A 24,981-nucleotide genomic window follows, 5' to 3' on the forward strand; every position below is an offset into this window, starting at 1 on the left:
GTGCCCCTCGGTCACGGACTCAGAGGTGAACAAACGGTCAGACACGGCACTCCCGAAGGGTGATGACGACGAAGGAGAAGGGCAAACTACCGGCGGCGTCCCTTCGGACGGAGTCGGCGTCGATCTGTCGCCTTACTCTAACCATTCCGGTGGACAACCGATCCCAGGGTTGACGAAGTCGGTTCGGTCCGACGTCTCCTCGACATGGGGTTCGCCGGTGATTCACCGTCGGTTCACCCGGCGACTGCGCTCAGCGAAGCAACGGGAGCACAGCGTCCCAGATCGCCTGGGACACCTGGCTCTTGCTTCCGGCCGGAACCGGGCTGACGGTGCCGTCCGCGGCCAGAACCGTGACCTCGGTCTCGTCCTGGCCGAACACCTTCCCGGCCGACACGTCGTTCAGCACCAGAAGGTCGCACCCCTTGCGCGCCAGCTTGGCGGTGGCGTGCTCGAGAGCGCTGCCGGACTCGTCCCCGGTCTCGGCGGCGAAGCCGACCACGACCTGACCGGGACGCCGGCGCTCGACCAGACCGGCCAGGATGTCGGGGTTACGCACCAGAGTGACCACCGGCGCGTCGTCCGCGTCGGCGGACTTCTTGATCTTGTGCTCGGCGACCTGGGCCGGGCGGAAGTCCGCCACCGCGGCAGCCATCACCACTACGTCCGCACTTTCGGCGGCGGCATTCATCGCCTCGCGCATCTGCAGGGCGGTCTCCACCTGCACGACCTCGGCGCCTGGGGGCACCGCGACCTCGATTGCACCGGCGACCAGGGTGACCTTGGCGCCGCGATCCAGGGCGGCCTGAGCCAGCGCGACTCCCTGCCGGCCCGACGAGCGATTGCCCAGGTAACGGACCGGGTCGAGCGGCTCACGGGTACCGCCCGCGGAGATCACGACCTGGCGACCCGAGAGATCGAACCCAGCAACTGGGGACGTTTGCGGCCCGGTGGCGACGTCGGGCACCGAGGTGCCCACCGACGTCCGTTGCTGCTCCGGTTCAGGCAGAAGCATCAGCGCGGCGGCAAAGATCTCGTCCGGCTCAGGCAGGCGCCCCGGGCCGGTATCGGCGCCAGTCAGCCGCCCGCTGGCCGGATCCAGCACGCTGACTCCCCGCTCGCGCAGCACAGCCACGTTCGCGACGGTGGCCGGATGCGTCCACATCTCGGTGTGCATGGCCGGGGCCAGCAGCACCGGGCAGCGCGCGGTGAGCAGGACGTTGGTGAGCAGGTCGTCGGCCAGCCCGTGCGCGGCCTTGGCCAGCAGGTCGGCGGTGGCCGGGGCCACCACGACCAGGTCGGCCTGCTGGCCGATCCGGACGTGCGGCACCTCGTGCACCTCGTCCCACACCGAGGCCGAGACCGGGTGCCCGGACAGAGCCGCCCAGGTGGGAGCAGCGACGAAGGTCAGCGCAGCCTGGGTCGGCACCACCCGGACGTCATGTCCGGCCTCCTTGAACAGGCGCAGCAACAGGCACGCCTTGTACGCGGCGATCCCGCCGCCGACCCCCAGGACGATGCGAAGGCCCACGGAGCTCAGAAAATCAGTCGTGCTTCTCGGCGGTCAGCAGACCCTCGTTGATCTCGCGCATGGCGACCGAGAGCGGCTTCTCCTGGACGTGGGTCTCGACCAGCGGGCCGACGTACTCCAGCAGGCCCTCGCCCAGCTGGGAGTAGTACGCGTTGATCTGCCGCGCGCGCTTGGCGGCGAAGATGACCAGCGAGTACTTCGAGTCCACCGTCGAGAGCAGGTCGTCGATCGGCGGGTTGGTGATGCCTTCGGGGCTGGCAACGGTTCCGGACAACACAAACTCCAGGCGTAGGTGGTGCGGTGAAGCGGTTCTAGTGGCGTGACTCGACCGGGTCGGGCGAACCGCCGGCCGGGGTCAGGCCCATACATGATACGAGCTCGTCGGTGGCGCGCAGAACATCGTCGTTCACGATGCTGATGTCGAACTCCGACTCGGCGGCCATCTCGACCTCGGCCGTGCGCAGCCTACGCGCTCTTTCCTCGCTGTCCTCGGTACCGCGCCCGACCAGCCGGCGGACGAGTTCGTCCAGGCTGGGGGGCTTGAGGAAGACGAAGAACGCGCCCGGCATGGTCTGCCGGACCTGCCGGGCGCCCTGCAGATCGATCTCCAGCAGGGCGGGCCGGCCCTCCGCGAGAACCTTCTCCACCGCGGCGCGCGGGGTGCCGTACCGGTGCCGGCCGTGCACCACCGCCCACTCCAGGAGCTGGCCACTGGCGGCCAGCTCGTCGAACTCCGCGTCGTCCACGAAGTGGTAGTGGACGCCGTCCTCCTCACCCGGCCGGGGCGACCGGGTGGTGACCGAGACGGAAAGCCAGATCTGCTCGTAACGGCGGCGGATGTCGGCCGCAACCGTTCCCTTCCCCACCGCCGTCGGCCCTGCCAGTACCGTCAGCCGTCCTGGCCGAACCATCCCGCCCCCCGACGGGTCCACGAGCTCCGTCCCGATCACCTGTGGTTCAGCTCCCGAAGCGCTTGACCAGCGCCGCAATCTGGTTGGAGCCGAGGCCACGCACACGCCGGGACTCGGAGATGCCGATCTCCTCCATGATCTGGCGGGCACGCACCTTGCCCACGCCGGGCAGGGCCTCGAGAAGCGCCGACACCTTCATCTTGCCGATCACCTCGTTCTCCTGCCCCTCGTTGATCACTTCCCCGAGCGAGCCCTGCGAGTACTTGAGCCTGTTCTTGATCTCGGCACGGGCACGCCGAGCCTCGGCCGCCTTCACCAGGGCGGCGGCCCGCTGCTCGGGAGTCAGGGGGGGCAGAGCCACTTGAGTCACCTCAGTTGTTCGTCGAACTCAGTAGGTAGTTGAGCGGTACCGGAGCAATTCCGGCCGTCCGGCCGATCGTCCATTTCTCCGATCGGCGCAGGCAGACCGCGAAATCTGGTCCGAACCTAGCGAGTCGGTATCCCGGAGGGCAACGCGGGGGGCCGTGTCGCCACGCCACCCTTGCCTTGGCCGTTCCGTTCGCCATTCCCGCCAGCTTCAGCACCGGGTTCCGGTCTTTACGGATACCCGATCGCTGACGACCGGTTCCGTCGAGAGCCGACACTAACGGCTAATCCAGACATACTGGTATTCATGTCCTGCGGGACGCGCCGTCAAACCGACATCCGCGGATGTTTTCTCCGGCTTTTATCGCGTGATTGCCCAGGTCGATCCTGTCACGAAGGCCCGGACTTCTCTTCGCCGGGATCCACCGGACGCCTCCGGCCCGCCCGTCAGAAGCCTTTGAAGGCCCTCAGAACGCCTCGATCGGACGCTGGGAGGGCCGGGTACTCCCCCACCGCCGCCGAAGGCCTGCTCAGCCGGGCTGCCGCCGCAGCAGAAGCCGGAAAAATTTCCTCGGGAACGAGTCCGGCACCCGCCCCCAGGGGGACAGGTGCCGGTAGGTGCTGCGGATCTGCGGTTCAGGCCGGGGTGGCCGTGGCCATGGTGATCGCGTGCTCGGCCAGGGTGACCAGAAGTTCCTTGGCCGAGGCCCGCTGGCGCACGTCGGCCAGCACCACCGGCACCCGGTCGTCGATGTCCAGGGCCTCGCGGACCTCGTCCGGCTGGTACTCCTCGTCCCCGTCGAAGCAGTTCACCCCGATCACGAACGGGATGCCGCGACGCTCGAAGAAGTCGACGGCCGGGAAGCAGGACTCCAGCCGGCGGGTGTCGGCCAGCACGACGGCGCCGATCGCGCCCTCGGCCAGCTCGTCCCACATGAACCAGAACCGGTCCTGGCCGGGCGTCCCGAACAGGTACAGCACCAGTTCGGGGCTGATCGTGATCCGGCCGAAGTCGAGCGCGACCGTGGTGGTCTTCTTCGACTCCACGCCGGAGAGGTCGTCGACGCCCCGGCTGAGCTCGGTGATGAGCTCCTCGGTGCGCAGCGGCGGGATCTCACTGATGGTTCCCACCATGGTGGTCTTCCCGACTCCGAAGCCGCCCGCGATGAGCAGCTTCACCGCCGTTGCGCGCACCCCGGGCCGCTGGTTCGGGTCAGAGTCGGCGTATGCCATTGATAACCGCCTGAAGGACGTTGATGTCGGGGGTGACCGCGGACCGGAACATCAGCAGCTGCCGGTCGATCAGGTCACCGATGAGGATCTTCACGACGCTGAGCGGCAGGCCCAGGTCGGCGGACACCTCGGCGATGGACTTGGGATGCTGGCACATGGTGACGATCTGCAGCCCCTCGGGCTCCAGGCTGTCGGCCAGCTGCGGGGTGACCCGCTGCAGCGCCACCACCAGCGTGATCATCGCTAGATCACGCTGCTTGCTGGTGGTGCGGCCACGGGTCAGCGCGTACGGGCGGACCAGGGGCCCGGCCTCCTCGTCGAACCAGTGCTGATCCGCCGGTGTCACGGTCTGGCAACCCCGGGGCCGGAGTCTTCCCGGGGTTGCGAGCTGAGGTAGGTGCCGACCTGCTTGACCAGCAGGTTCATCTCGTAGGCGACCATGCCCATGTCCGCGTTCACGTCGGCCAGCAGGGCCAGGCAGGCACCCTGCCCGGCGGCCGTGACCACCAGGAAGTAGTTGTCCATCTCGACGACGGTCTGCCGCACCCCGCCGCCGCCGAAGTGCCGGCCGGTGCCCCGGGCCAGGCTCTGGAAGCCGGAGGCGACCGCGGCCAGGTGCTCGCCGTCGTCACGGGTCAGGTTGCTGGACCGGCCGATGAGCAGGCCGTCGGACGAGAGCACGATCGCCCGGTCCGCCCCGGGCAGGCGGCGGAGCAGGTCCTCCACCAGCCAGTCCAGGCCACCCATCGCGCTGTTCTGCGTCATCTCGCCTTCCAGTCCGTGGTTCGCGAAAACAGTGTCTTCGCCCTTCTTCTCTGCGTGGTGCCGGTGCTGCCGACCGTGCCGGACGCGCCGGAGGGGTCAGGCATCCGGACGTTCTGTCCGGCCGCGCTGGGTGCCGCGCTGGAACGCCGCCATCCGGTTGCGGGCCACTTCGGGGTCGCCCTGCGGGCCTGCCTCGGCCCGGTCGGGGGTCGGCGGGGCGCTGGGCATCGGGGTGTTCTTGAGCCGGTCGGACAGGTGCGCCTGCCGGGTCCGCTTGGGCAGCCCGGGGCGGCCGTCGCGGCCGGCCGTGCGGGCCACCGGGCCCTGCGCGTTGCCCCGGACCCCGGCCGGCGGGGTGGGGGCGCCCTTGCCCAGGCCGGCCGGTGCCGCCCCGGGGGCCCGGACCGGCAGGCTGCCGGTGGCCGGGCCGTTGGGGCCCGGCTGGACTCCTCCGCCGTTGCCACGCGAGGCCAGGTAGTCGGCGCGGGCCTGGTGGTTCACCGACGGGCCGGGCTCACCGAAGCCGCCCTCCGGGCGGAACTGGCTGCTCGGGCCGGGCCGCTCGGCCCCGCCCCGGGCCGGGCCGGAGGGGAAGCTCGACTGCGCGTGCCGCATCGGGCCGGTCGGCGGCGGGCCGGACGTCCCGTTCTGGCCGTTCTGCCCGTTCGGGTAGGTCGGGCCGGCCGGGACCGGGGCCATCGGGTGCAACGGGGTGGGCTGGGCCTCACCCCGGCGGCCGCCGATCCGCTCGACCGAGCCGGTGGGGGTGCTGCTGATCCGGGGCTCGCTGGGGGCCACCGACAGGGCCGGAGCGCCCGGGCGGGCCGGCCGCTGCGGCGGGGTCTCCGACTGCGGCGGGATCACCGCGATCTCCCCGGTCATCTCGCCGGTGATCGCCATCCGCTCGTGCAGGGAGCGCGCCGACTGGCCCGCCTCCATCGCCGCGGCCTTCTCGTCGGCCCCGTCGATCGCCAGGGTCTGGGTGCCCCCGCCGATCGAGCCGGCGCCGGCGTCGAACAGCTCGGCCGGGATCAGCACCACGGCCTTGGTCCCGCCGTAGGCCGGCGAGGGGGTCAGGGTGACCCGGATGTTCTGGCCGGCGGCCAGCTGGGCCACCACGAACATGCCCAGGCGGGGCTCCTCGCGCAGGGTCAGCGCGTGGAAGTCCGGGGCCTCGTTGAGCATCTTGTTCAGCTCTTCGAGCTTGTCGGCCGGGATGCCCAGGCCCTGGTCCTCGATCTCCAGCACCAGGCCCTTGCCGACCAGGTTGCCGCGCACCTCGACCTTGGACATCGGCGGGGAGAACGAGGTGGCGTTGTCGACCAGCTCGGCCAGCAGGTGGATGACGTCGGCGACCGCGCCACCGTTGATCGACAGCCGGGGCAGGCGGCCGATCGAGACCCGGGCGTAGTCCTGCGCCTCGGAGATCGAGGAGCGCACCACCTGCAGCAGCTCGACCGAGTTGCGCCAGCGCCGGCCGGGCTGGCCGCCGCCCAGGATGACCAGGTTCTCGGCGTTGCGGCGGGCCCGGGTGGCCAGGTGGTCGAGCTCGAACAGCAGCTCGATCTGCTCCGGGTCCTCCTCGAAGCGCTCGGCCTTCTCCAGCACGCCCAGCTGCCGGTGCACGATGACCTGGCTGCGGTAGGCGATGTTGAGGAACACCTCGCGCAGGCCGGCCCGGGTCTCGGCCTCCTGCACGGCGGCGCTGACGGCCACGCTCTGGGCCTGGTTGAAGGCGTCGGCCACCTCGCCGATCTCGTCCGCGCCGTAGCTGAGCTTCGGCATCGTGCGGTGTTCCTCGTCGACCTCACCGGCGCGCAGGCCCTGCACCAGGGTGGGCAGCCGGTTCTGGGCCAGGTCGAGGGTCTCGTCCCGCAGCCCGCGCAGCCGGCCGGCCAGCCGGTTCGACTCCCGGGTGGTGAGCAGGAAGATGATGATGCCGAAGAGGACGGCCGCGGCACCGCCGTAGACCGCGTAGTTCACGTCCCGCTCGGCCGCGTCCACGGCCAGCGTGGAGGAGTAGTCCAGGTGCAGCATGGCCATGTCGGTCAGCGCCTGGATGACCTCGTCGTTGGCCGCCTCCCACTCCTGGAGGGTGACCGGCAGCTGGGCCTTGGCCTTGCCGTTGGCCAGCTGGTCCTTGGTCGGCAGTTCGTCGCTGAGGCCGCCCAGCAGCTTGGCCTGCTCGGCCGACACGCCCGACGCGGCCTCACCGTCCCCGTCACCCGCCTCGGAGCCGTCGGAGGTCTCGGTGCCGTCGGTGCTGCTGCCGGTGCTGGACAGCGTCTGGCGTTCCTTGCGGGTCAGCTCGGCGGCGTTCAGCACCGCCTGCTCGACCTGGCCCTGGATCTTCCAGGCCTGGGACTCCATGATCGTCTTGAGCTGCTGCTGCTCGGACGGCTGCAGCGAGGCGCTGAGCGCCTTCAGCTCGGCGCGGTAGGCGCCGCCGGTCCGCACGAAGGTCTGGTACTCGTCGCGGCTGAGGCCCTCGTTCGAGAAGGCCACGTAGGCCAGGCCGTTGCCGCGGGCCATCGAGGCCACGTTGTCGGCCAGGTCGGAGGAGATGACCTCCTCGGCCGAGGACTCACCGTTGGGGGCCAGCCGGGCCAGCACCCGCATGGTGTCGGCGGTGAGCACGATCATCGAGCCCCAGTACTCCGAGGCCTGCAGCACGGTGGCGTCGCCGTCCAGGATCGACGCGCGGGTCTGCGGCATCGCGGCGCCGAACTCCGCCTGCCGGGCGTAGATCGGGTTCAGCTCGGGGATGGTGATCTCCTGCATCGCCGCGGCGTCCTCGGCGATCTCCCCCATCGCGGCGTCGGTCTTCGGCGACTGCTCCTGCAGCCGCTGCCGGTTCGCGTCACTGGGATCGGCCAGATAGGCCGCGCTGTACTGCAGTTCGCGCCGGACCTCGGGATACATGATCTGCGAGGAGCCCAGGCTCTCCTTGATCACGTTGTTGATCGAGCGCAGGTCCCAGGCGTTGTACGCCAGGAGCGAGGCGAGCACCACGCCGACGAGCAGCAGCGAGAGGCTGGGCACCCAGCCGATCATCAGGATGCGGGTCCGGATCGACCGGCCACCCAGTCGCTTCAGGGGACCGCTGGCCTTCGGAGCCATCGAGACGGCATTCCTTCCCGAATCCGTGACCCGGAAAAGCCGCCTCAGGCCTGGGACTGCGAAACAACGGGCCGGGAACGAGCCCGGCAAAATGATGCATGCCGAGGCAAGAGTTACCCAGCGTGCACCCTTGCTCGCACTTCCGTCAGGCTGTGACGATCTCCTGGAGTCCGGTTCCGTCTGTAACGTTTCCGGCTTGGTGACATGTGCGCGATCCCGCTGGCGACATCCGCACACCCGTTGCGCCACATCCGATTTGGTACGGAAATGGCCTTGAGGGGTGCAACATAAGCACTGTTCGGTTATGGGAGTCAAGTACGGATTGCGCTGTGTGCCCCCTCGGACACGTACGGGGTAAACCCCTAATCAACAAGGGTAGAAAATAGCCCTGCGCGGTCAGCGAATGACGCAGCGTGGCATTGCATCGTTATCGAACCGGACCAAAAGAACGCCCGGCCGCCGAGAGATCTCGGCGGCCGGGCGTCCATAGCTGTTGCGGTTGCGGTACTTACTCCCCGAAGACGGCTTACTCCCCGAGCACGCTGCGCACCGACTCGACGGTGCGGGCCGCGGCCTCGCGCAGTCCGCTCACCCCCGGGCCGGCGCCCAGCACCTCACGCGAGGAGTTGGGCAGGACGTTCCCGATCGCGTCACCGAAAACTGCCTTCAGGTCAGCCGCGGTGGCGCCCTGGGCGCCGATCCCCGGCGACAGGATCGGCCCGTTCAGCGCGGAAAGGTCGTGCTCACGGCCCAGACCGGTGACGGTCGCACCGACCACCACGCCGACCGAGCCCAGGGGCTGGGCCCCGGCGTTCTCCGCCGCCGCGGCATCGATCATGCTCTGCGCCACAGTCTTGCCCTCGGCCCCACGCGCGTGCTGCACCTGCGCGCCCTCGGGGTTGGAGGTCAGGGCGAGCACGAACACTCCCCGCCCGTTGGCCGCGGCCAGATCCAGCAGCGGCCGTAGCGAACCGAACCCCAGGAACGGTGAGACCGTCACCGCGTCCCCTGCCAGCGGCGAGTCCGCGCCCGCGAAGGCGTCGGCGTACGCCGCCATGGTCGAGCCGATGTCGCCCCGCTTGGCGTCCACCACGCTCAGTGCGCCACCTTCACGGATACCGGCCAGCGCCTGCTCCAGCACCGCCACGCCCTTGGAACCGAAGCGCTCGAAGAACGCCGCCTGGGGCTTGATCACCGCGACCGTGCCGGCCAGGGCCTCCACCGTGGTCAGGGTGAAGCGCTCCAGGCCGGCGATGTCGTCGGCCAGCCCCCACTTGGCCAGCAGGGCCGGATGCGGGTCGATCCCGACACACAGCGGACCCCGCTCGGCCACCAGCCGGGACAACCGCGAACCGAAGCTCACAGCTTCTGCTCCGCCCGCAGCTCGCCCAGCCGCACGGCGTGCTCCTGCAGCGAGGCCACCCGAACCGGCTCGTTGCGCGCCGCCTCGATCGCCTGCACGGCGGCCGAGAACTGCTGGATGGTGGTGATGATCGGCTTGTCCACGGCGGTGGTGGTGGCCCGGATCTCGTAGCCGTCCATCCGCGCGGCCGGCCCGGACGGGGTGTTGACCACCATGTCCACCTCACCGGCGGCGATCATGTCCACGATCGTCGGCTCTCTCGTCCCCTCGGGCCCAGGCTTGCTCAATCCAAGCTTGCGCACCCGGGTGGAGGCGATCCCGTTGCGGCGCAGCACATCGGCGGTGCCGTCGGTGGCCAGGACCGTGAAGCCGAGGTCGACCAGCCGCTTGACCGGGAAGATCATCGCCCGCTTGTCGGTGTCGGCGACCGAGACGAACACCGTGCCGGTGTCCGGCAGCCCACCGAACGCCGCGGCCTGCGACTTGGCGAAGGCGGTGGGGAAGTCGGTGTCGATCCCCATCACCTCACCGGTCGAGCGCATCTCGGGCGAGAGCAGGGTGTCGACGATCTCGCCCGCCGCGGTCCGGAAGCGCTTGAACGGCAGCACCGCCTCCTTGACCGAGACCGGCGACTCGGCCGGCATCGTCCCGCCGTCTCCCTGCGCCGGGAGCATGCCCTCGGCCCGCAGGTCGGCGACGGTGGCGCCGAGCATGATCCGGGCCGCGGCCTTGGCCAGCGGCACCGCGGTCGCCTTGGACACGAACGGCGCGGTCCGGCTGGCCCGCGGGTTCGCCTCCAGGACGTAGAGGACGCCCGCGGCCAGGGCGAACTGCACGTTCAGCAGCCCGCGGACCCCGACCCCCCGGGCGATGGCCTCCGTGCTCTCCCGGACGCGCTCGATGTCGCGGGAGCCCAGGGTGACCGGAGGGAGCACGCAGGCCGAGTCGCCGGAGTGGATCCCGGCCTCCTCGATGTGCTCCATCACGCCGCCCAGGTACATCTCGGTGCCGTCGAACAGCGCGTCCACGTCGATCTCGATCGCGTCGTCGAGGAACCGGTCGATGAGTACCGGACGGCCCGGGCCGACCTCGGTGGCCCGCTCCAGGTAGTCGGCCAGCTGGGTCTCGTCGTAGACGATCTCCATGCCACGCCCGCCCAGCACGTACGAGGGGCGGACCAGGACCGGGTAGCCGATCTCGGCGGCGATCTGCTTGGCCCGCGGGAAGCTGATCGCGGTGCCGTGCTTGGGCGCCAGCAGCCCGGCGTCGGCCAGCACCTGGCCGAACTCGCCGCGGTCCTCGGCCAGGTCGATGGCCTCCGGGCTGGTGCCCACGATCGGCACCCCGTTGGCCTTCAGCGCCGCCGCCAGGCCGAGCGGGGTCTGCCCGCCGAGCTGGACGATCACGCCGACCAGATCACCGGAACGGCGCTCGGCGTGGACGATCTCGAGGACGTCCTCGAGGGTCAGCGGCTCGAAGTAGAGCCGGTCGCTGGTGTCGTAGTCGGTGGAGACCGTCTCCGGGTTGCAGTTGACCATCACGGTCTCGTACCCGGCCTCGCGCAGCGCGAACGAGGCGTGCACGCAGGAGTAGTCGAACTCCACGCCCTGGCCGATCCGGTTCGGCCCGGAGCCCAGGATGATCACCTTGCGCCGGGTGGACGGGGTGACCTCGTCCTCGGAGTCGTAGCTGGAGTAGTAGTACGGGGTGCTGGCGGCGAACTCGGCCGCGCAGGTGTCCACCGTCTTGTACACCGGGCGCACCCCGAGGGCGTGCCGGACACCCCTCACGACATCCTCGGAAAGGCCCGAGAGCGCAGCCAGCTGGGCGTCGGAGAACCCGTGCCGCTTCGCCTCGCGCAGCAGGTCGGGGGTCAGCGCGTCGGCCTCCTGCACCGACTGGGCGATCTCCTGGATCAGGAACAGCTGGTCCAGGAACCACGGGTCGATCTTCGTGGCCTCGTGCAGCTGCTCCAGCGTGGCCCCGGCCCGGATCGCCTGCTGCACCTGCAGCAACCGGCTCTCGGTCGGTACCTTCGCAGCTTCCAGCAAGGGCTCGGGAGAAGGCACGGGACCGTCCCAGTGGAACGCCGCGCCCTTCTTCTCCAGCGAGCGCAGCGCCTTCTGCAGCGCCTCGGTGAAGTTGCGGCCGATCGCCATCGCCTCGCCGACCGACTTCATCGTGGTGGTCAGCGTCGGGTCGGCGGCCGGGAACTTCTCGAACGCGAACCGCGGCACCTTGACCACGACGTAGTCGAGCGTGGGCTCGAAGCTGGCCGGGGTCTTCTCGGTGATGTCGTTCGGGATCTCGTCCAGCGAGTAGCCCACCGCCAGGCGGGCGGCGATCTTGGCGATCGGGAAGCCGGTCGCCTTGGAGGCCAGCGCCGAGGAGCGCGAGACCCGCGGGTTCATCTCGATCACCACGACCCGGCCGTCGGCCGGGTTCACCGCGAACTGGATGTTGCAGCCGCCGGTGTCCACGCCGACCTCGCGGATCACCGCGATGCTGATGTCCCGCAGCCGCTGGTACTCGCGGTCGGTCAGGGTCAGCGCCGGGGCCACGGTGATCGAGTCACCGGTGTGCACGCCCATCGGGTCGAGGTTCTCGATCGAGCAGACCACCACCACGTTGTCGTTGCGGTCGCGCATCAGCTCGAGCTCGTACTCCTTCCACCCGATGATCGACTCCTCCAGGAGGACCTCGGTGGTGGGTGAGTAGTGCAGGCCGGCGCCGGCGATCAGCTCCAGGTCCTCGGGGTTGTACGCGATCCCGGAGCCCAGGCCGCCCATGGTGAAGCTGGGCCGGACCACGACCGGGTAGCCGAGTTCCTCGGTGGCCTTGACGCAGTCATCCATCGAGTGGCAGATGAAGCTCCGGGCCACCGAGGCGTCCAGCTTGTGGACGTCCCGGACTCTGTCAACAACGCCCTTGAACAGCTGGCGGTCCTCGCCGGCCTCGATCGCCGCCACGTTGGCGCCGATCAGCTCGACGTTGTACTTCTCCAGGATCCCGGCCTCGTGCAGGGCCATCGCCGCGTTCAGCGCGGTCTGCCCGCCCAGGGTGGCCAGCAGCGCGTCGGGGCGCTCCTTGGCGATGATCGCCTCGATCACCTCGGAGGTGATCGGCTCCACGTAGGTGGCGTCGGCGAACTCCGGGTCGGTCATGATCGTGGCCGGGTTGGAGTTGACCAGGACGACCCGCAGGCCCTCCTCGCGCAGCACCCGGCAGGCCTGGGTGCCGGAGTAGTCGAACTCGCAGGCCTGGCCGATCACGATCGGGCCGGACCCGATCACCAGGACGCTCTTGAGATCAGTTCTTCTGGGCATCGGCGCTGTGCTCCCCCATCAGTTCGGCGAAGCGGTCGAAAAGGTAGCCGGCGTCGTGCGGTCCGGCTGCCGCCTCGGGGTGGTACTGCACCGAGAATGCAGGCCCGTCAACAAGATTGAGACCCTCCACGACATTGTCGTTGAGGTTGACATGGCTCACCTGAGCCTGCCCGAACGGTGTCGTGAACGTGCCCTCCAGGGGCGCGTCGACGGCGAAACCGTGGTTGTGCGCGGTGACCTCGACCTTGCCGGTGGTGCGGTCCATGACCGGCTGGTTGATCCCGCGGTGGCCGTAGCCCAGCTTGTAGGTACCCAGGTCGAGGGCCTGGCCGAAGAGCTGGTTGCCGAAGCAGATCCCGAAGAACGGGATCCGGCGCTCCAGCACCTGCTTCAGCAGCTGGATCTGCGGCTGGGCGGTGGCCGGGTCGCCCGGGCCGTTCGAGAAGAACACGCCGTCCGGGTTCGTCGCCAGCACGTCGTCGATAGTGGCCAGGGCGGGGAGCACGTGCGACTCGATGCCGCGCTGAGCCATCCGGTGCGGCGTCATCGACTTGATGCCCAGGTCGATCGAGGCCACGGTGAAACGCTTCTCGCCCTGGGCCGGGACCACGTACGCCGAATCCGTGCTGACCTCGTCGGCCAGCGCGGCGCCGCTCATCTGCGGCGCCTCCTGGACCCGGGCCAGCAGTTCGGTGTCGGTGCCCAGCGAGGGGCCCGAGAAGATGCCCACCCGCATCGCCCCGCGCTCGCGCAGGTGCCGGGTGATCGCCCGGGTGTCCACGTGCGAGATGCCGACCACGCCCTGCGCGGCCAGCTCGTCGGGCAGCTCACGCTGGGCGCGCCAGTTGGAGGCGCGGCGGGCCGGGTCACGGACCACGTAACCGGCCACCCAGATCTTCGAGGACTCGTTGTCCTCGTCGTTCACACCGGTGTTCCCGACGTGCGGGACGGTCATCACCACGACCTGCCGGTGGTACGACGGGTCGGTCAGCGTCTCCTGGTAACCGGTCATCCCGGTGGAGAACACCGCCTCGCCGACCGTGCTGCCGACCGCGCCGTAGGCACGTCCGCGCCACGTCGTGCCGTCCTCCAGAACGAGCACCGCGGGGTTGTAGGTCACAGGGGCACCTCCAGAAGAGCCTCGTTCAGCTTGCCGTCGAGCACGGTGGCCCGGCCGGCGTAGATCGTCGCCACGACACTGCCGTGCATCGTCCGGCCCCGCACCGGAGAATTACGGCCCATCGTGGTGTGAGCGGCAGGATCGCATTCCCAGCGGGCCGCCGGGTCCACCAGTGTCAGGTGAGCCGGCTCACCGGCCGCGATCGGCCGGCCCTGACTGCCCACGCGGCCGATCCGGGCCGGCGCCACCGACATCCGGTCCGCCACCTGGGCCCAGGTCAGCAGGCCGGTGTCGACCATCGCCTCCTGCACGATCGGCAGCGCGGTCTCCAGGCCGGTCATGCCCATCGCGGCCACACCCCACTCGCAGTCCTTGGCCTCGACCGGGTGCGGTGCGTGGTCGGTGGCCACGATGTCGATCGTCCCGTCGGCCAGGGCCTCCCGGACCGCCTGGACGTCGGCCGCGGTGCGCAGCGGCGGGTTGACCTTGAAGACCGGGTCGTAGCTGCGCACCAGCTCGTCGGTCAGCAGCAGGTGGTGCGGGGTGACCTCGGCGGTGACGTCGATGCCGCGGCCCTTGGCCCAGCGCAGGATCTCCACCGAACCGGCGGTGGAGACGTGGCAGACGTGCAGGCGCGAGCCGACGTGCCCGGCCAGCAGCACGTCGCGGGCGATGATCGCCTCCTCGGCGACGGCCGGCCAGCCGGTCAGCCCGAGCTCGGCCGAGACCACGCCCTCGTGCATCTGCGCGCCCTCGGTCAGCCGCGGCTCCTGCGCGTGCTGGGCCACCACCCCGTCGAACGCCTTCACGTACTCCAGGGCCCGGCGCATCAGCGTCGGGTCCCACACGCAGTGCCCGTCGTCCGAGAACACCCGCACGCCGGCCGCGGAGTCGGCCATCGCGCCGAGCTCGGCCAGCCGCTCGCCCTTCAGCCCGATGGTGACCGCGCCGACCGGGCGCACGTCCACCCAGCCGTACTGCCGGCCCAGCCGCCAGACCTGCTCGACCACACCCGCGGTGTCGGCCACCGGGTCGGTGTTGGCCATCGCGTGCACCGCGGTCCAGCCGCCCTTGGCCGCCGCCCGGGTGCCGGTCTCGACCGTCTCAGCGTCTTCCCGGCCGGGCTCGCGCAGGTGGGTGTGCAGGTCGACCAGACCCGGCAGGGCGATCAGCCCGTCCGCGTCGATCACCTGCGCCCCGCCCGAGACGGAGGTGCCCACCGCGGTGAGGACACCGTCCTCGATCAGGATGTTCGTCGGGTCGCCGCCGAGCGGGCGGGCACCCTTGATCAGGTAGGAGCTCATCAGGCGCCCTCTCCTTCGCTCTGTCCGGACAACAGCAGGTACAGCACGGCCATCCGCACGGCGACCCCGTTGGCCACCTGCTCGACGATGGTGGAGCGCGGCGAGTCGGCCGCCTCCGCGGTGATCTCCAGGCCCCGGTTCATCGGGCCCGGGTGCATGACCAGGGCGTGCTCGGGCAGCTTGGCCATCCGGCGGGCGTCCAGGCCGTAGCGCCGCGAGTACTCCCGCGCGCTGGGGAAGAACGCCGCGTTCATCCGCTCGCGCTGCACCCGCAGCATCATCACCGCGTCCAGGTCGCCGTGGCCGCCGCCGACCACGTCGTCCAGATCGTACGAGGTCGAGCACGGCCAGTCGCCGATCCCCACCGGTAGCAACGTGGGTGGCGCGACCAGCACCACCTCGGCGCCCAGGGTGGTCAGCAGCCGCACGTTGGAGCGCGCCACCCGGCTGTGCAGCACGTCCCCCACGATCGCCACCCGGCGGCCCTTCAGGTCCGCGCCCGGGGCGTCCTGCTCCAGCCGCGAGCGCAGCGTGTAGGCGTCCAGCAGGGCCTGGGTGGGGTGCTCGTGGGTGCCGTCGCCGGCGTTCACCACGGTGCCGTCGATCCAGCCGGCGTTGGCCAGCCGGTGCGGGGCCCCGGAGATCGGGTGCCGGACCACCACCGCGTCCGCGCCCATCGCCTTCAGGGTCAGCGCGGTGTCCTTCAGGCTCTCGCCCTTGGACACGCTGGAGCCCTTGGCCGAGAAGTTGATCACGTCGGCGGACAGCCGCTTGGCCGCCGCCTCGAACGAGATCCGGGTCCGGGTGGAGTCCTCGTAGAACAGGTTGACCACGGTGCGCCCGCGCAGGGTGGGCAGCTTCTTGATCTCGCGGCGCTGGGTGGCGGCCATCTGGCCGGCCACGTCCAGGATCGAGATCGCCTCGTCGCGGCTCAGGTCCGCGGTGGACAGCAGGTGCCTCACTTCGTCACCCCACCCACGATGCTGACGACGTCCTCGCCGCCGTCGATCTCGGACAGCCGGACCCGCACCCGTTCCCGGGCGGAGGTGGGCAGGTTCTTGCCCACGTGGTCGGCGCGGATCGGCAGCTCGCGGTGGCCGCGGTCGACCAGCACGGCCAGGCGCACGGCGCGGGGGCGGCCGAACTCCGACAGGGCATCGAGCGCGGCGCGGATCGTGCGGCCGGAGTAGAGCACGTCGTCGACCAGGACCACGACCTTGTCGTCGACCCCGCCGTCGGGCAGCTCGGTCGCGGCGATCGTGCGGAAGGCCTGGCGGCGCAGGTCGTCGCGGTGCATCGTGACGTCCAGGGTGCCGACCGGCACGTGCGCGCCCTCGATCGCGGCCAGCCGGGCGGCCAGCCGGTGGGCCAGGGTGACACCGCGGGTCGGGATGCCCAGCAGCACCAGGTTCTCGGCGCCCTTGTTGTGCTCGAGCACCTCGTGCGCGATCCGGCTCAGGGCCCGGGCGATCTCGGCCGGTTCCAGCACGGCGCGAACGGCCTGCGGCGGTTCTTCCCCAGCCGTCACGCGGGGCGGATCTTCCGGTGCGTTCGGTGAGCTTGGATCTTCTCGGGCAGGCGACATGGAGTCGACCTCCTTCTCCGCCTCACGGGACGGATCGTTAAAGGACTGGTCGTCGATGACGTTTTCGAGCGTCTTTCGGCTCCCGGAGGCTACCAGCCGGTGACCGGGCGTGTAGCTCGGGGGCGCTTCGCCTACGCCGAGTGGCGAATTCCTCCGAGAAGTTTCCCGATGTGACTTGACGGAGTCAGTGACTCTCCGTGACTATCATCGGCATGGCATCTGATTACGCCAGGGCGCTCGGCGCCCGCCTGCGTGGGATCCGCACCCAGCAGGGGCTGTCCCTCCATGGGGTGGAAGAAAAGTCCGAAGGTCGCTGGAAAGCCGTCGTGGTCGGTTCGTACGAGCGCGGCGACCGTGCGGTGACCGTTCAGCGGCTCGCGGAGCTGGCTGATTTCTACGGCGTGCCGGTGCAGGCCCTCCTGCCCGACGCGGCTCCGACCGGCAGCAGCGAGCCGCCGCCGAAGCTGGTGCTCGACCTGGAGCGGCTGCAGTCCGTCCCGGCCGAGAAGGCGGGTCCGCTGGCCCGTTACGCAGCGACGATCCAGGGTCAGCGCGGCGACTACAACGGCAAGGTGCTGTCCATCCGGACCGACGACCTGCGCACGCTCGCGGTGATCTACGACGTTCCGCCGGCGGTCCTGGCCGAGCAGCTGATCACGTGGGGGGTCCTGAACGCGGACGCCCGGCGGGCAGTGGCCCAGGAGGACTGACCAGCAGTTCGCGGTGGCTCCACCTGCCTCCTGAGACCTGATCAGGAGGCAGTTCGATCCAGCTGAGGACGCCGGGGCGGCCGGCGTCCTCGAAGTCGCCCCTACGATCCGATCCAGCAAGTCCCGAAAGCAGCACGATGAGTACGGCGCCATCAGTGATGTGACGGTGCGAGCGGCCCCTGAGGTACAGGAGCGGCTGGCACCGTCACATCACGCTTTTGCCCACTGAGAACTGGGGACGCGGTGGGCACCCGGGTGCCCACCGCGTCCCCGGTTGTGGTCTAGGAGGCCTCTTCGCCGATCCGGCCGGGATCCGCCTCCACCCGGTTGCGGCCCGAGCGCTTGGCCCGGTACAGCCGCTCGTCGGCGTGCTCGATCAGGTCGCGCACCTCGTCCCCGGCCTGCGCGCTGTACACACCGATGCTGATCGTCACGCGCAGTCCCGGCCGGATCGAGCTCCAGTCGTGGTCCTGCACACTGCGTCGCACCCGGTGGCACACCTCCACCGCCTCGGGCTCGGTCAGCCCGGGCAGCGCCAGCAGGAACTCCTCGCCACCGAACCGCCCGGTCAGGTCACCGGCCCGGCACGAGCGGCGCAGCAGCCCGGCCACCGCGACCAGCACCTCGTCCCCGGTCTGGTGGCCCCAGGTGTCGTTGATGTGCTTGAAGTGGTCCAGGTCGAGGACCGCCAGGCTGAGCGGCTGGCCGGTCGCCGCGGCCCCGGCCAGCAGCCGCGGCAGTTCCGCCTCGATGTGGTGCCGGTTGGACAGCCGGGTCAGCGCGTCCTCGTTGGCCCGCCGGTCCAGGTCGGCAGCCACCCGCTCGAGTGCCTGGACCTCGGCCTCCAGCTGCCGGCTGCGGGCCCGGTACATCTGCGACTCGGTACGGGCGTCGGCGGCGTCCAGGCGGGCGTGGTCCACCTCGATCAGCTGTTCCAGCCGGCGGGCCCGGGTCGCCGCCACGGCCGAGCGCAGCTGCCGCTCCACCGCGGTGTGCTCCTTGTGGCTGCGCAGCGCGGCCTCGAACTGCCCGGTCAGCTCCAGCGCCCGGGTCAGCTCCAGGGCGATGTCCATCCGGATCGGCAGCTCGCCGGAGGCCGTGGCGCGTTCCAGCGCGACGGTCAGCTCCTCGGCCGCCTGCCGCGCGTCGCCGCGCTCGATCAGCGCACTGGCGCCGTGGTAGATGGTGGCCAGCTCCAGGGCCTGGAAGCCGTTCTCCCGGGCGATCCGGCGGGCCTGGAGAATGGACTCCAGCCCGGCCTCCAGGCGGCCCGCCAGGACCAGCAGCAGGCCGTGGTTGTCGTACGCCAGGGCCTGCCGGTAGGGCGTGCCGTCGGTGGGGTCCAGCGCCAGTTCCACCGCCCGCTCGGCGTAGCCCAGGGCCTGCTCGAGCACCGTGGCGGTGTCCGGGGCGTCCTCGGCCAGGCGCTGGCGGTACAGCCCGATCGAGTTGTCGGCGATGTTGTTGACGATGCAGAATCGGGCGTCCGCGTCGAGGTCCTCGGCCAGCTCCAGGGCCCGCATCTGGAACTGCGCGGCCCGGGCGTGGTCCTGCATCCCGGCGTGCACCACGGCGATCCGGTTGAGCACCCAGAACAGCAGCGGCCGGTCGTTCAGCCGGGCCGCGATCTCGCGGGCCACGGCCAGGCTGTCCAGGGCCTCCTCGGCCAGCCCGATCTCGTTCAGGGCGAGCGCCTGCACCACCAGGGTCTGGCCCAGGCCGGCCTGGTCGTCGAGCTCGGTCAGGACCTTGCCGGCCTGGTCGCAGACCTGGCTGCAGTCCTCGTGCTGACCGGCCTGGCCGAGCAGCCGGGCCAGCAGCACCAGCGCGTCCGCCTGGGCGCGCTTGTCGCCCAGGTCGTCGGCCAGGGCGTAGGCCTCGCGGGCGAGCTCGATGCCCTGCTCGCAGTTGCCGGAGTCCAGGGCCGTGGCCGACTCGGCGAGCAGGTCCTTGAGCATGGCCGTGATCTGAGGATCCACGGGCATGACGCCGCACGTTTCCACCGCGTCTCCTTCGTGCCGCCCGCTTGCCGTCCTCTGCTTCATCGGCAGGGGCCCGGCGGGCTTGCAGGATTCGGGTGCGTGGATGTGGCTGCCTGTGCCCGGCGCGGGGCCCGATCGGGGCGGATCCACCCGTCCGGCCCACCCTCCGGTGACGGAGGGTCGGGCCGTGACGGGTCTACGAGGAGGCCTTGACCTCGAGCAGCCGGGCCAGCAGGCCGTTCACGAAGTTCGGCGAGTCGTCGGTGGAGAGCGTGCGGGCCAGTTCCACGGCCTCGTCGATCGCCACCGCGTCGGGCACGTCGTCGTTGAACAGCAGTTCCCAGGTGCCCAGCCGCAGGACCGCGCGGTCGACCGCGGGCATCCGCTCCACCGTCCAGCCGTGCGAGTAGGTCGACAGCAGCTCGTCGATCCGCTCGGTGCTGGCGGTGACTCCCTCGACCAGCTCGGCCGTGTAGGCCGGCAGCAGCCGGTTCGGGTCGTCGGTGCGACGGCGCTCGGCCATCAGGGTCAGCGGGTCGACCCCGCGCACGTCGGCCTCGAACAGGATGTCGAGGGCGCGCTTACGGGCCTTGCTGCGGGCTCCCACGAGATCAGTTCACACGGCCGAGGTAGTCGCCCGTGCGGGTGTCCACCTTGACCTTGGTGTTGTTCTCGATGAACAGCGGGACCTGGATCTCGTAGCCGGTCTCCAGGGTGGCCGGCTTGTTGCCACCGGTGGAGCGGTCGCCCTGCAGGCCCGGCTCGGTGTAGGTGATCTCCAGGACCACGGAGGTGGGCAGCTCGACGTACAGCGGGGTGCCCTCGTGCAGCGCGACGATCACGTCGGTGCTCTCCAGCATGAAGTTGGCGGCGGTGCCCACGGTCGCGCCGGCCACCGGCAGCTGGTCGTAGGTCTCGCTGTCCATGAAGACGAAGTCCTCGCCGTCCTTGTACAGGTACTGCATGTCGCGCTTGTCGACGTTGGCGGTCTCGACCTTGGTGCCCGCGTTGAAGGTCTTGTCCACGACCTTGCCGGAGAGCACGTGCTTCAGCTTGGTCCGCACGAAGGCCGGGCCCTTGCCGGGCTTGACGTGCTGGAACTCGACCACCGACCAAAGCTGCTTGTCGAGGTTGAGCACCATGCCGTTCTTGAGTTCGTTGGTCGAAGCCACGTGTGGATCTCTCTCGTCTGCATCGGGGAGCGCGGCCACCGGTCAGGGGCCTGCGCGAACGGTCTGGGGGTTCGGTGGAGTCTACCGGCTGGCCGGATCAGGTTCGCGCGGCAACGGCCCGCAGGGCCAGCAGGTACCCCTCGCGGCCCAGGCCCGCGATCGTGCCGGTGGAGACCCCGCCGACCACGCTGGTGTGCCGGAACACCTCCCGGGCGGCCGGGTTGGACAGGTGCACCTCGATCAGGGTGAGCCCGGCCTTGGTGACCATCGCGCAGGCGTCCCGCACGGCGTAGGAGTAGTGCGTGAAGGCCGCCGGGTTGAGCACCACGTGCGCACCCGCGTCCACCGCCTCGTGCAGCCAGCCGATCATCTGCGACTCGTCGTCGGTCTGGCGGACCTCCACCTCAAGACCTAGCTCCGTCCCGGCCTTGACGCACGCCCCGGCCAGGTCGGCCAGGGTGTCGCTGCCGTAGACGTCGGGCTCGCGGACGCCGAGACGCCCGAGATTGGGGCCGTTGAGGACAAGGACGGAGGTCATGCGGGCGAGATTACCGACTCACGGGAGCAGCACCCTCCCGGAACCGGATCCGGGAAGGCGCCGCGAACGTCTTCAGGTAGTGCTACTCGCTGATCAGCCGGTAGGCCTCTTCCAGCAGAGCCGGCTCGGGCCCTTCCAGCCGGCCCGGCTTCGCCAGACCGTCCAGCACCACGAACCGCATCAGGTCACCGCGGTTCTTCTTGTCCCGCCCCATCGCCGCGATCAGCGCGGGCCAGCGATCCCCCCGGTAGGTCCGCGGCAGGCCCAGGCTCGCCAGCGCCTCGGAGTGCCGGGCGACCAGCTCGGGCGGGGTGCGGCCGGCCAGCTCACCGAGCCGCGCCACGTACATCATCCCGACCGCGACCGCCTCGCCGTGCCGCCAGGTGTACTGCTCGACCTGCTCCACGCCGTGCGCGAAAGTGTGCCCGTAGTTGAGGAACTCGCGCTCCCCGGACTCCTTGAGGTCGTTCGTGACCACCTTGGCCTTGACCGCGATGGCCCGCTCGACCAGCTCCCGCAGGGTGGCCGAGTCCCAGCTGGTGGCGGCCGCCGGGTCCGCCGCGACCAGGTCCAGGATGACCGGGTCGGCGATGAAGCCACACTTGACCACCTCGGCCAGCCCGGCCACCAGATCGGCATGGGGCAGGGTGCGCAGCGCGTCCAGGTCGCAGATCACCGCGCGGGGCGGGTGGAAGGCCCCCACCAGGTTCTTGCCCTCGGCGGTGTTGATCCCGGTCTTACCCCCGACCGCGGCGTCGACCATGCCCAGCAGCGTGGTGGGTACCTGCACCACGCCCACGCCGCGCAGCCAGCTGGCGGCGACGAAACCGGCCAGGTCGGTGACGGCTCCCCCGCCCAGGCCGACCACCGCGTCGGAGCGGGTGAATCCGGCCTGCCCGAGCAGCGCCCAGCACATGGTCAGGGTCTCGGCGGTCTTGGCGCCCTCCCCGTCGGGCACCTCGATCAGCAGGGGGCGCAGCCCGAGGTCGGCCAGCTGCTGGCTGACCGTACGGCCCAGCGCCCGCAGCGTGCGCGGATGGACGACCGCCACCCGGGAGACCTTCTCGCCCAGGGCGGCGGGCAGCTGCGCGAGCACCCCGGAGCCGATCGTGACGTCGTACTGCTCGTCCGTGCCGACCGTGATCGTGGTGCTCATACCTGCTCCCTTGCCGCCTTACCCAGGACCTTCAGCACCGCCTCGGTGACCTCCTCCGGGCTGAGCCCGTCGGTCGGCACCCGGTGGGTGGCGATCTCGGTGTAGATCGGCCTGCGGTGGTCCATCATGATCGTCCACTGCGCCCGGGGATTACCTAGAAGCAGAGGACGATTGGTGTTGAGTCCGACGCGCCGCGCAGCATCGGTGATCCGTACGTCGAGGAAGACCACGGTGTGCCGGCGCAGCTCTTCCTGGGTGCGGGGGTCGAGCACCGCTCCCCCGCCCAGGGCCAGGATGCCCTCGTGTTCCTGCAGGGCGGTGCTGACGGCGGTGTGCTCCAGCTCGCGGAAGTGCGGTTCGCCGTCCTCGACGAAGATGTCGGCGATCGTCTTGCCGGCGCTCGCCTCGATGTCCTCGTCGGTGTCCCGGACCGCCAGCCCCAGCCGTTCGGCCAGGGCGTGCGCGATGGTCGTCTTACCGGCCCCGGGCGGGCCGATCAGGACGGCCGCGGGCCCGCTCACGAGATGTCCGAGCGCATCAGCTCGGGGATCGATTCCAGGTAGCTGCGCACGTTGCGGGCGGTCTCGCCCACGCTGTCGCCGCCGAACTTCTCGACCAGGGCCTCGGCCAGGACCAGGGCCACCATCGCCTCGGCCACCACGCCGGCGGCCGGGACCGCGCACACGTCCGAGCGCTGGTGGATCGCCACCGCCTTCTCTCCGCTGGCCACGTCGACCGTGTCCAGGGCCCGCGGCACCGTGGAGATCGGCTTCATCGCCGCGCGCACCCGCAGCACGTCACCGGTGCTCATGCCGCCCTCGACGCCGCCGGCCCGGCCGGTCCGCCGGCGCAGCAGGCCGTCCTCGCCGCGCTCGATCTCGTCGTGCGCCACCGAGCCCCGCCGGGTGGCGGTGCGGAAGCCGTCGCCGACCTCGACGCCCTTGATCGCCTGGATGCCCATCAGCGCACCGGCCAGCCGGGAGTCCAGGCGGCGGTCCCAGTGCACGTGGCTGCCCAGGCCCGGCGGCAGGCCGTAGGCCAGCACCTCGACCACGCCTCCGAGGGTGTCCCCGGCCTTCTTGCAGTCGTCGATCTCGCTGATCATGGCCGCGCTGGTCGGGGCGTGGAAGCTGCGCACCGGGTCGGCGTCCAGGGCCGCGACGTCGTCCGGGCCGGGCAGCGTCGCGTCCTCGGGGGTGTCGACCGGCCCGATCGCCACGGTGTGACTGACCAGGCGAACGCCCGCCACCTGCTCCAGGAAGCTCGCGGCCACCTGGCCGAGGGCCACCCGGGCCGCGGTCTCCCGGGCCGAGGCGCGCTCCAGGACCGGGCGCGCGTCGTCGAAGCCGTACTTCTGCATCCCGACCAGATCGGCGTGACCGGGACGGGGCCGGGTCAGCGGGGCGCTGCGGCCCTGACCGTCCAGCGGCTTGTCGTTGGGGTCGTCGGTGATCTCCTCGACCGGCGGATCGGCCGACATCACCTTTTCCCACTTCGGCCATTCGGTGTTGCCGATCTGCACCGCGAACGGCCCGCCCTGGCTCACCCCGTGCCGCAGACCCCCGGTGACGCGGACCTCGTCCAGTTCGAACTTCATCCGGGCGCCGCGGCCGTAGCCGAGCCGGCGCCGGGCCAGCGCGGTCTGGATCTCGCCGGTGGTGATCTGGACGCCGGCCGGCAGTCCCTCAAGGACGCCGATCAGCAGGGGGCCATGGGACTCGCCCGCAGTGAGCCAACGAAGCATGGGTCTGATCCTGCCATGACGCAGGGTGCGCTCCGGAAACGCGTCCCTCTGGTGAGACGAGGTGGCTCAGTTGGTCTGGGTGTTCGGGTCCGTCGCGGCCACCGAACCGCCCGCGGTGGGGGTGTCCGTGGGTTCCGTCGTCACTTCGGTCCAGGTACCGCTGAGAGACGACTGGGCCGCGGTGGCGTCGCGCTTGATGTCCTCGAGGGTGGAGTCGTCGGACAGGAGCACGAACACCGTCCCGGTCAGGGAGAGGCTCCACGCGTCCTGCACGGTCCCGGTACCGCTTCCGTCGGTCCCGGTCCCGGTTCCGTCGGTACCTGTTCCGGCTCCGGTTCCGTCGGTCGAGGAGACCGTCGGTGTAGCAGCCGAGCCTTCCTGTCCCTTGCCGTCCGGGGTGGCGGTCGGTGCCGTGCCGGGGTCACCGTCGGCCCGCAGCGCACTGCGGTCGATCCGGGCCCCGACAAGGCCACCCGTGCCTTCGGCCCCGGCATTCGACGACAGCGCGAACGCACTCACCATGTACGAACGGGAAACCTTGCCCTGCAACGCCTTCAACCAGCTCGACAACTCGTAGTAGTCGCCGCTGAGTTCCACGTTCATCGGAAGAGAGACCAGATCTCCCGGAGAGCCCAGGCCGGTCGCCGCGGCCGGGTCGGCGACTGCCGAGGCATCGCCCGTGCCCGAGCCGGCCAGCGTCACCAGTACCGGCGTGCCCGGGGCGATGCTCTTCAGGTTCACCCCGGCCTCCGTGCTGATCGTGTCCAGCGTGCGCAGGTACTCCGGGATGTCCGCATCCGGCGGTAGTTCCTCCGCGATCTTCTTGAGCTCCTCCTTCTGCTGGGGCAGATCCGCCGCCTGGTCCTTCAGTTGGGTGAGCTTCATCTGGAGCATCGAGGCCTGGTCGTCCGAGGCGATCGCCTGCTCCCGCAACGCGATCGCATCGTCCCGCCGGGGCGAGATCAGCAGATACCAGGCACCGAGCATCAGCACCAGGCAGAGTGTCACCGCACCGAGCGACCAGCGGGCGGTCCGGCTGGCAAGTAAGGAGGACACGA

Annotated in this window: 23 protein-coding genes; 1 reads left to right on the plus strand and 22 read right to left on the minus strand. The window is 70.5% G+C overall.

Annotation, left to right across the window (positions count from 1 at the left end; all coding sequences use genetic code 11):
- Positions 1 to 250: 250 nt before the first annotated feature.
- From LR394_RS36050 to pyrR, 14 genes are all read right to left on the minus strand, one after another.
- Entirely contained in the window at positions 251 to 1,528 is a 1,278-nt protein-coding gene (locus tag LR394_RS36050) for a bifunctional phosphopantothenoylcysteine decarboxylase/phosphopantothenate synthase (RefSeq protein WP_231449178.1), read from the minus strand.
- A 13-nt stretch (positions 1,529 to 1,541) separates the two neighbouring features.
- Positions 1,542 to 1,802, minus strand: a complete 261-nt coding sequence (gene rpoZ, locus LR394_RS36055; RefSeq protein ID WP_231481587.1) for a DNA-directed RNA polymerase subunit omega — start codon at positions 1,800 to 1,802, stop codon at positions 1,542 to 1,544.
- Between the two features lie 37 nt (positions 1,803 to 1,839).
- Complete coding sequence (gene gmk / locus LR394_RS36060; RefSeq protein ID WP_231449180.1) at positions 1,840 to 2,439, minus strand: guanylate kinase; 600 nt, start codon at positions 2,437 to 2,439, stop codon at positions 1,840 to 1,842.
- Positions 2,440 to 2,485: 46 nt separating this feature from the next.
- Positions 2,486 to 2,800: an integration host factor, actinobacterial type gene (gene mihF / locus LR394_RS36065; protein WP_052532909.1), complete on the minus strand. Its 315-nt coding sequence runs from the start codon at positions 2,798 to 2,800 to the stop codon at positions 2,486 to 2,488.
- A gap of 641 nt (positions 2,801 to 3,441) precedes the next feature.
- The gene (locus tag LR394_RS36070; protein ID WP_231449181.1) at positions 3,442 to 4,038 is read right to left on the minus strand and encodes a GTP-binding protein; all 597 of its coding nucleotides are present in this window, start codon (positions 4,036 to 4,038) and stop codon (positions 3,442 to 3,444) included.
- A complete protein-coding gene (locus tag LR394_RS36075) occupies positions 4,019 to 4,384 on the minus strand; it encodes a DUF742 domain-containing protein (protein WP_052532911.1) in 366 nt (121 codons plus the stop codon). The genes LR394_RS36070 and LR394_RS36075 overlap by 20 nt, the downstream gene beginning before the upstream one ends.
- Positions 4,381 to 4,803 (minus strand): roadblock/LC7 domain-containing protein, encoded by a 423-nt coding sequence (locus tag LR394_RS36080; protein ID WP_231449182.1) that lies wholly within the window; start codon positions 4,801 to 4,803, stop codon positions 4,381 to 4,383. The genes LR394_RS36075 and LR394_RS36080 overlap by 4 nt, the downstream gene beginning before the upstream one ends.
- A gap of 96 nt (positions 4,804 to 4,899) precedes the next feature.
- Positions 4,900 to 7,923, minus strand: a complete 3,024-nt coding sequence (locus tag LR394_RS36085) for an ATP-binding protein (protein WP_231449183.1) — start codon at positions 7,921 to 7,923, stop codon at positions 4,900 to 4,902.
- Positions 7,924 to 8,449: 526 nt separating this feature from the next.
- On the minus strand, positions 8,450 to 9,286 hold the full coding sequence (pyrF, locus tag LR394_RS36090) for an orotidine-5'-phosphate decarboxylase (RefSeq protein ID WP_231449184.1): 837 nt from the start codon (positions 9,284 to 9,286) through the stop codon (positions 8,450 to 8,452).
- Positions 9,283 to 12,612 carry a carbamoyl-phosphate synthase large subunit gene (gene carB, locus LR394_RS36095; protein WP_231449185.1) on the minus strand — a complete coding sequence of 1,110 codons (3,330 nt, stop codon included), beginning with the start codon at positions 12,610 to 12,612 and terminating at the stop codon, positions 9,283 to 9,285. Before carB ends, pyrF begins: the two co-directional genes overlap by 4 nt.
- Positions 12,596 to 13,732: a glutamine-hydrolyzing carbamoyl-phosphate synthase small subunit gene (gene carA / locus LR394_RS36100; RefSeq protein ID WP_231449186.1), complete on the minus strand. Its 1,137-nt coding sequence runs from the start codon at positions 13,730 to 13,732 to the stop codon at positions 12,596 to 12,598. The genes carB and carA overlap by 17 nt, the downstream gene beginning before the upstream one ends.
- Positions 13,729 to 15,036, minus strand: a complete 1,308-nt coding sequence (locus LR394_RS36105) for a dihydroorotase (protein WP_231449187.1) — start codon at positions 15,034 to 15,036, stop codon at positions 13,729 to 13,731. The genes carA and LR394_RS36105 overlap by 4 nt, the downstream gene beginning before the upstream one ends.
- Positions 15,036 to 15,998 (minus strand): aspartate carbamoyltransferase catalytic subunit, encoded by a 963-nt coding sequence (locus tag LR394_RS36110; protein WP_231449188.1) that lies wholly within the window; start codon positions 15,996 to 15,998, stop codon positions 15,036 to 15,038. Before LR394_RS36110 ends, LR394_RS36105 begins: the two co-directional genes overlap by 1 nt.
- Positions 15,995 to 16,621: a bifunctional pyr operon transcriptional regulator/uracil phosphoribosyltransferase PyrR gene (gene pyrR, locus LR394_RS36115; protein WP_269330350.1), complete on the minus strand. Its 627-nt coding sequence runs from the start codon at positions 16,619 to 16,621 to the stop codon at positions 15,995 to 15,997. The genes LR394_RS36110 and pyrR overlap by 4 nt, the downstream gene beginning before the upstream one ends.
- Before the next feature lie 212 nt (positions 16,622 to 16,833).
- Between pyrR and bldD the strand changes: the two genes are divergently transcribed.
- Positions 16,834 to 17,331, plus strand: a complete 498-nt coding sequence (gene bldD, locus LR394_RS36120) for a transcriptional regulator BldD (protein WP_231449190.1) — start codon at positions 16,834 to 16,836, stop codon at positions 17,329 to 17,331.
- A gap of 281 nt (positions 17,332 to 17,612) precedes the next feature.
- Here bldD and LR394_RS36125 read toward each other — a convergent pair whose 3' ends face one another.
- The 8 genes from LR394_RS36125 to LR394_RS36160 form a co-directional block, all read right to left on the minus strand.
- Positions 17,613 to 19,316: a GGDEF domain-containing protein gene (locus LR394_RS36125; protein ID WP_231449191.1), complete on the minus strand. Its 1,704-nt coding sequence runs from the start codon at positions 19,314 to 19,316 to the stop codon at positions 17,613 to 17,615.
- A 193-nt stretch (positions 19,317 to 19,509) separates the two neighbouring features.
- On the minus strand, positions 19,510 to 19,920 hold the full coding sequence (gene nusB / locus LR394_RS36130) for a transcription antitermination factor NusB (protein WP_231449192.1): 411 nt from the start codon (positions 19,918 to 19,920) through the stop codon (positions 19,510 to 19,512).
- Between the two features lie 4 nt (positions 19,921 to 19,924).
- Positions 19,925 to 20,485, minus strand: coding sequence for an elongation factor P (gene efp, locus LR394_RS36135; protein ID WP_231449193.1), 561 nt, complete (start codon positions 20,483 to 20,485; stop codon positions 19,925 to 19,927).
- 97 nt (positions 20,486 to 20,582) lie between these two features.
- Positions 20,583 to 21,023: a type II 3-dehydroquinate dehydratase gene (locus LR394_RS36140; RefSeq protein ID WP_231449194.1), complete on the minus strand. Its 441-nt coding sequence runs from the start codon at positions 21,021 to 21,023 to the stop codon at positions 20,583 to 20,585.
- Positions 21,024 to 21,105: 82 nt separating this feature from the next.
- A complete protein-coding gene (aroB, locus tag LR394_RS36145) occupies positions 21,106 to 22,179 on the minus strand; it encodes a 3-dehydroquinate synthase (protein WP_231449195.1) in 1,074 nt (357 codons plus the stop codon).
- Positions 22,176 to 22,700 carry a shikimate kinase gene (locus LR394_RS36150; RefSeq protein WP_231449196.1) on the minus strand — a complete coding sequence of 175 codons (525 nt, stop codon included), beginning with the start codon at positions 22,698 to 22,700 and terminating at the stop codon, positions 22,176 to 22,178. The genes aroB and LR394_RS36150 overlap by 4 nt, the downstream gene beginning before the upstream one ends.
- Complete coding sequence (gene aroC / locus LR394_RS36155) at positions 22,697 to 23,923, minus strand: chorismate synthase (protein WP_231449197.1); 1,227 nt, start codon at positions 23,921 to 23,923, stop codon at positions 22,697 to 22,699. Before aroC ends, LR394_RS36150 begins: the two co-directional genes overlap by 4 nt.
- A gap of 66 nt (positions 23,924 to 23,989) precedes the next feature.
- Complete coding sequence (locus LR394_RS36160; protein ID WP_231449198.1) at positions 23,990 to 24,979, minus strand: type 4a pilus biogenesis protein PilO; 990 nt, start codon at positions 24,977 to 24,979, stop codon at positions 23,990 to 23,992.
- Positions 24,980 to 24,981 lie beyond the last annotated feature (2 nt).

This window comes from Kineosporia babensis (assembly GCF_021129305.1).
GTDB classification, from domain to species: Bacteria; Actinomycetota; Actinomycetes; order Actinomycetales; family Kineosporiaceae; genus Kineosporia; species Kineosporia babensis.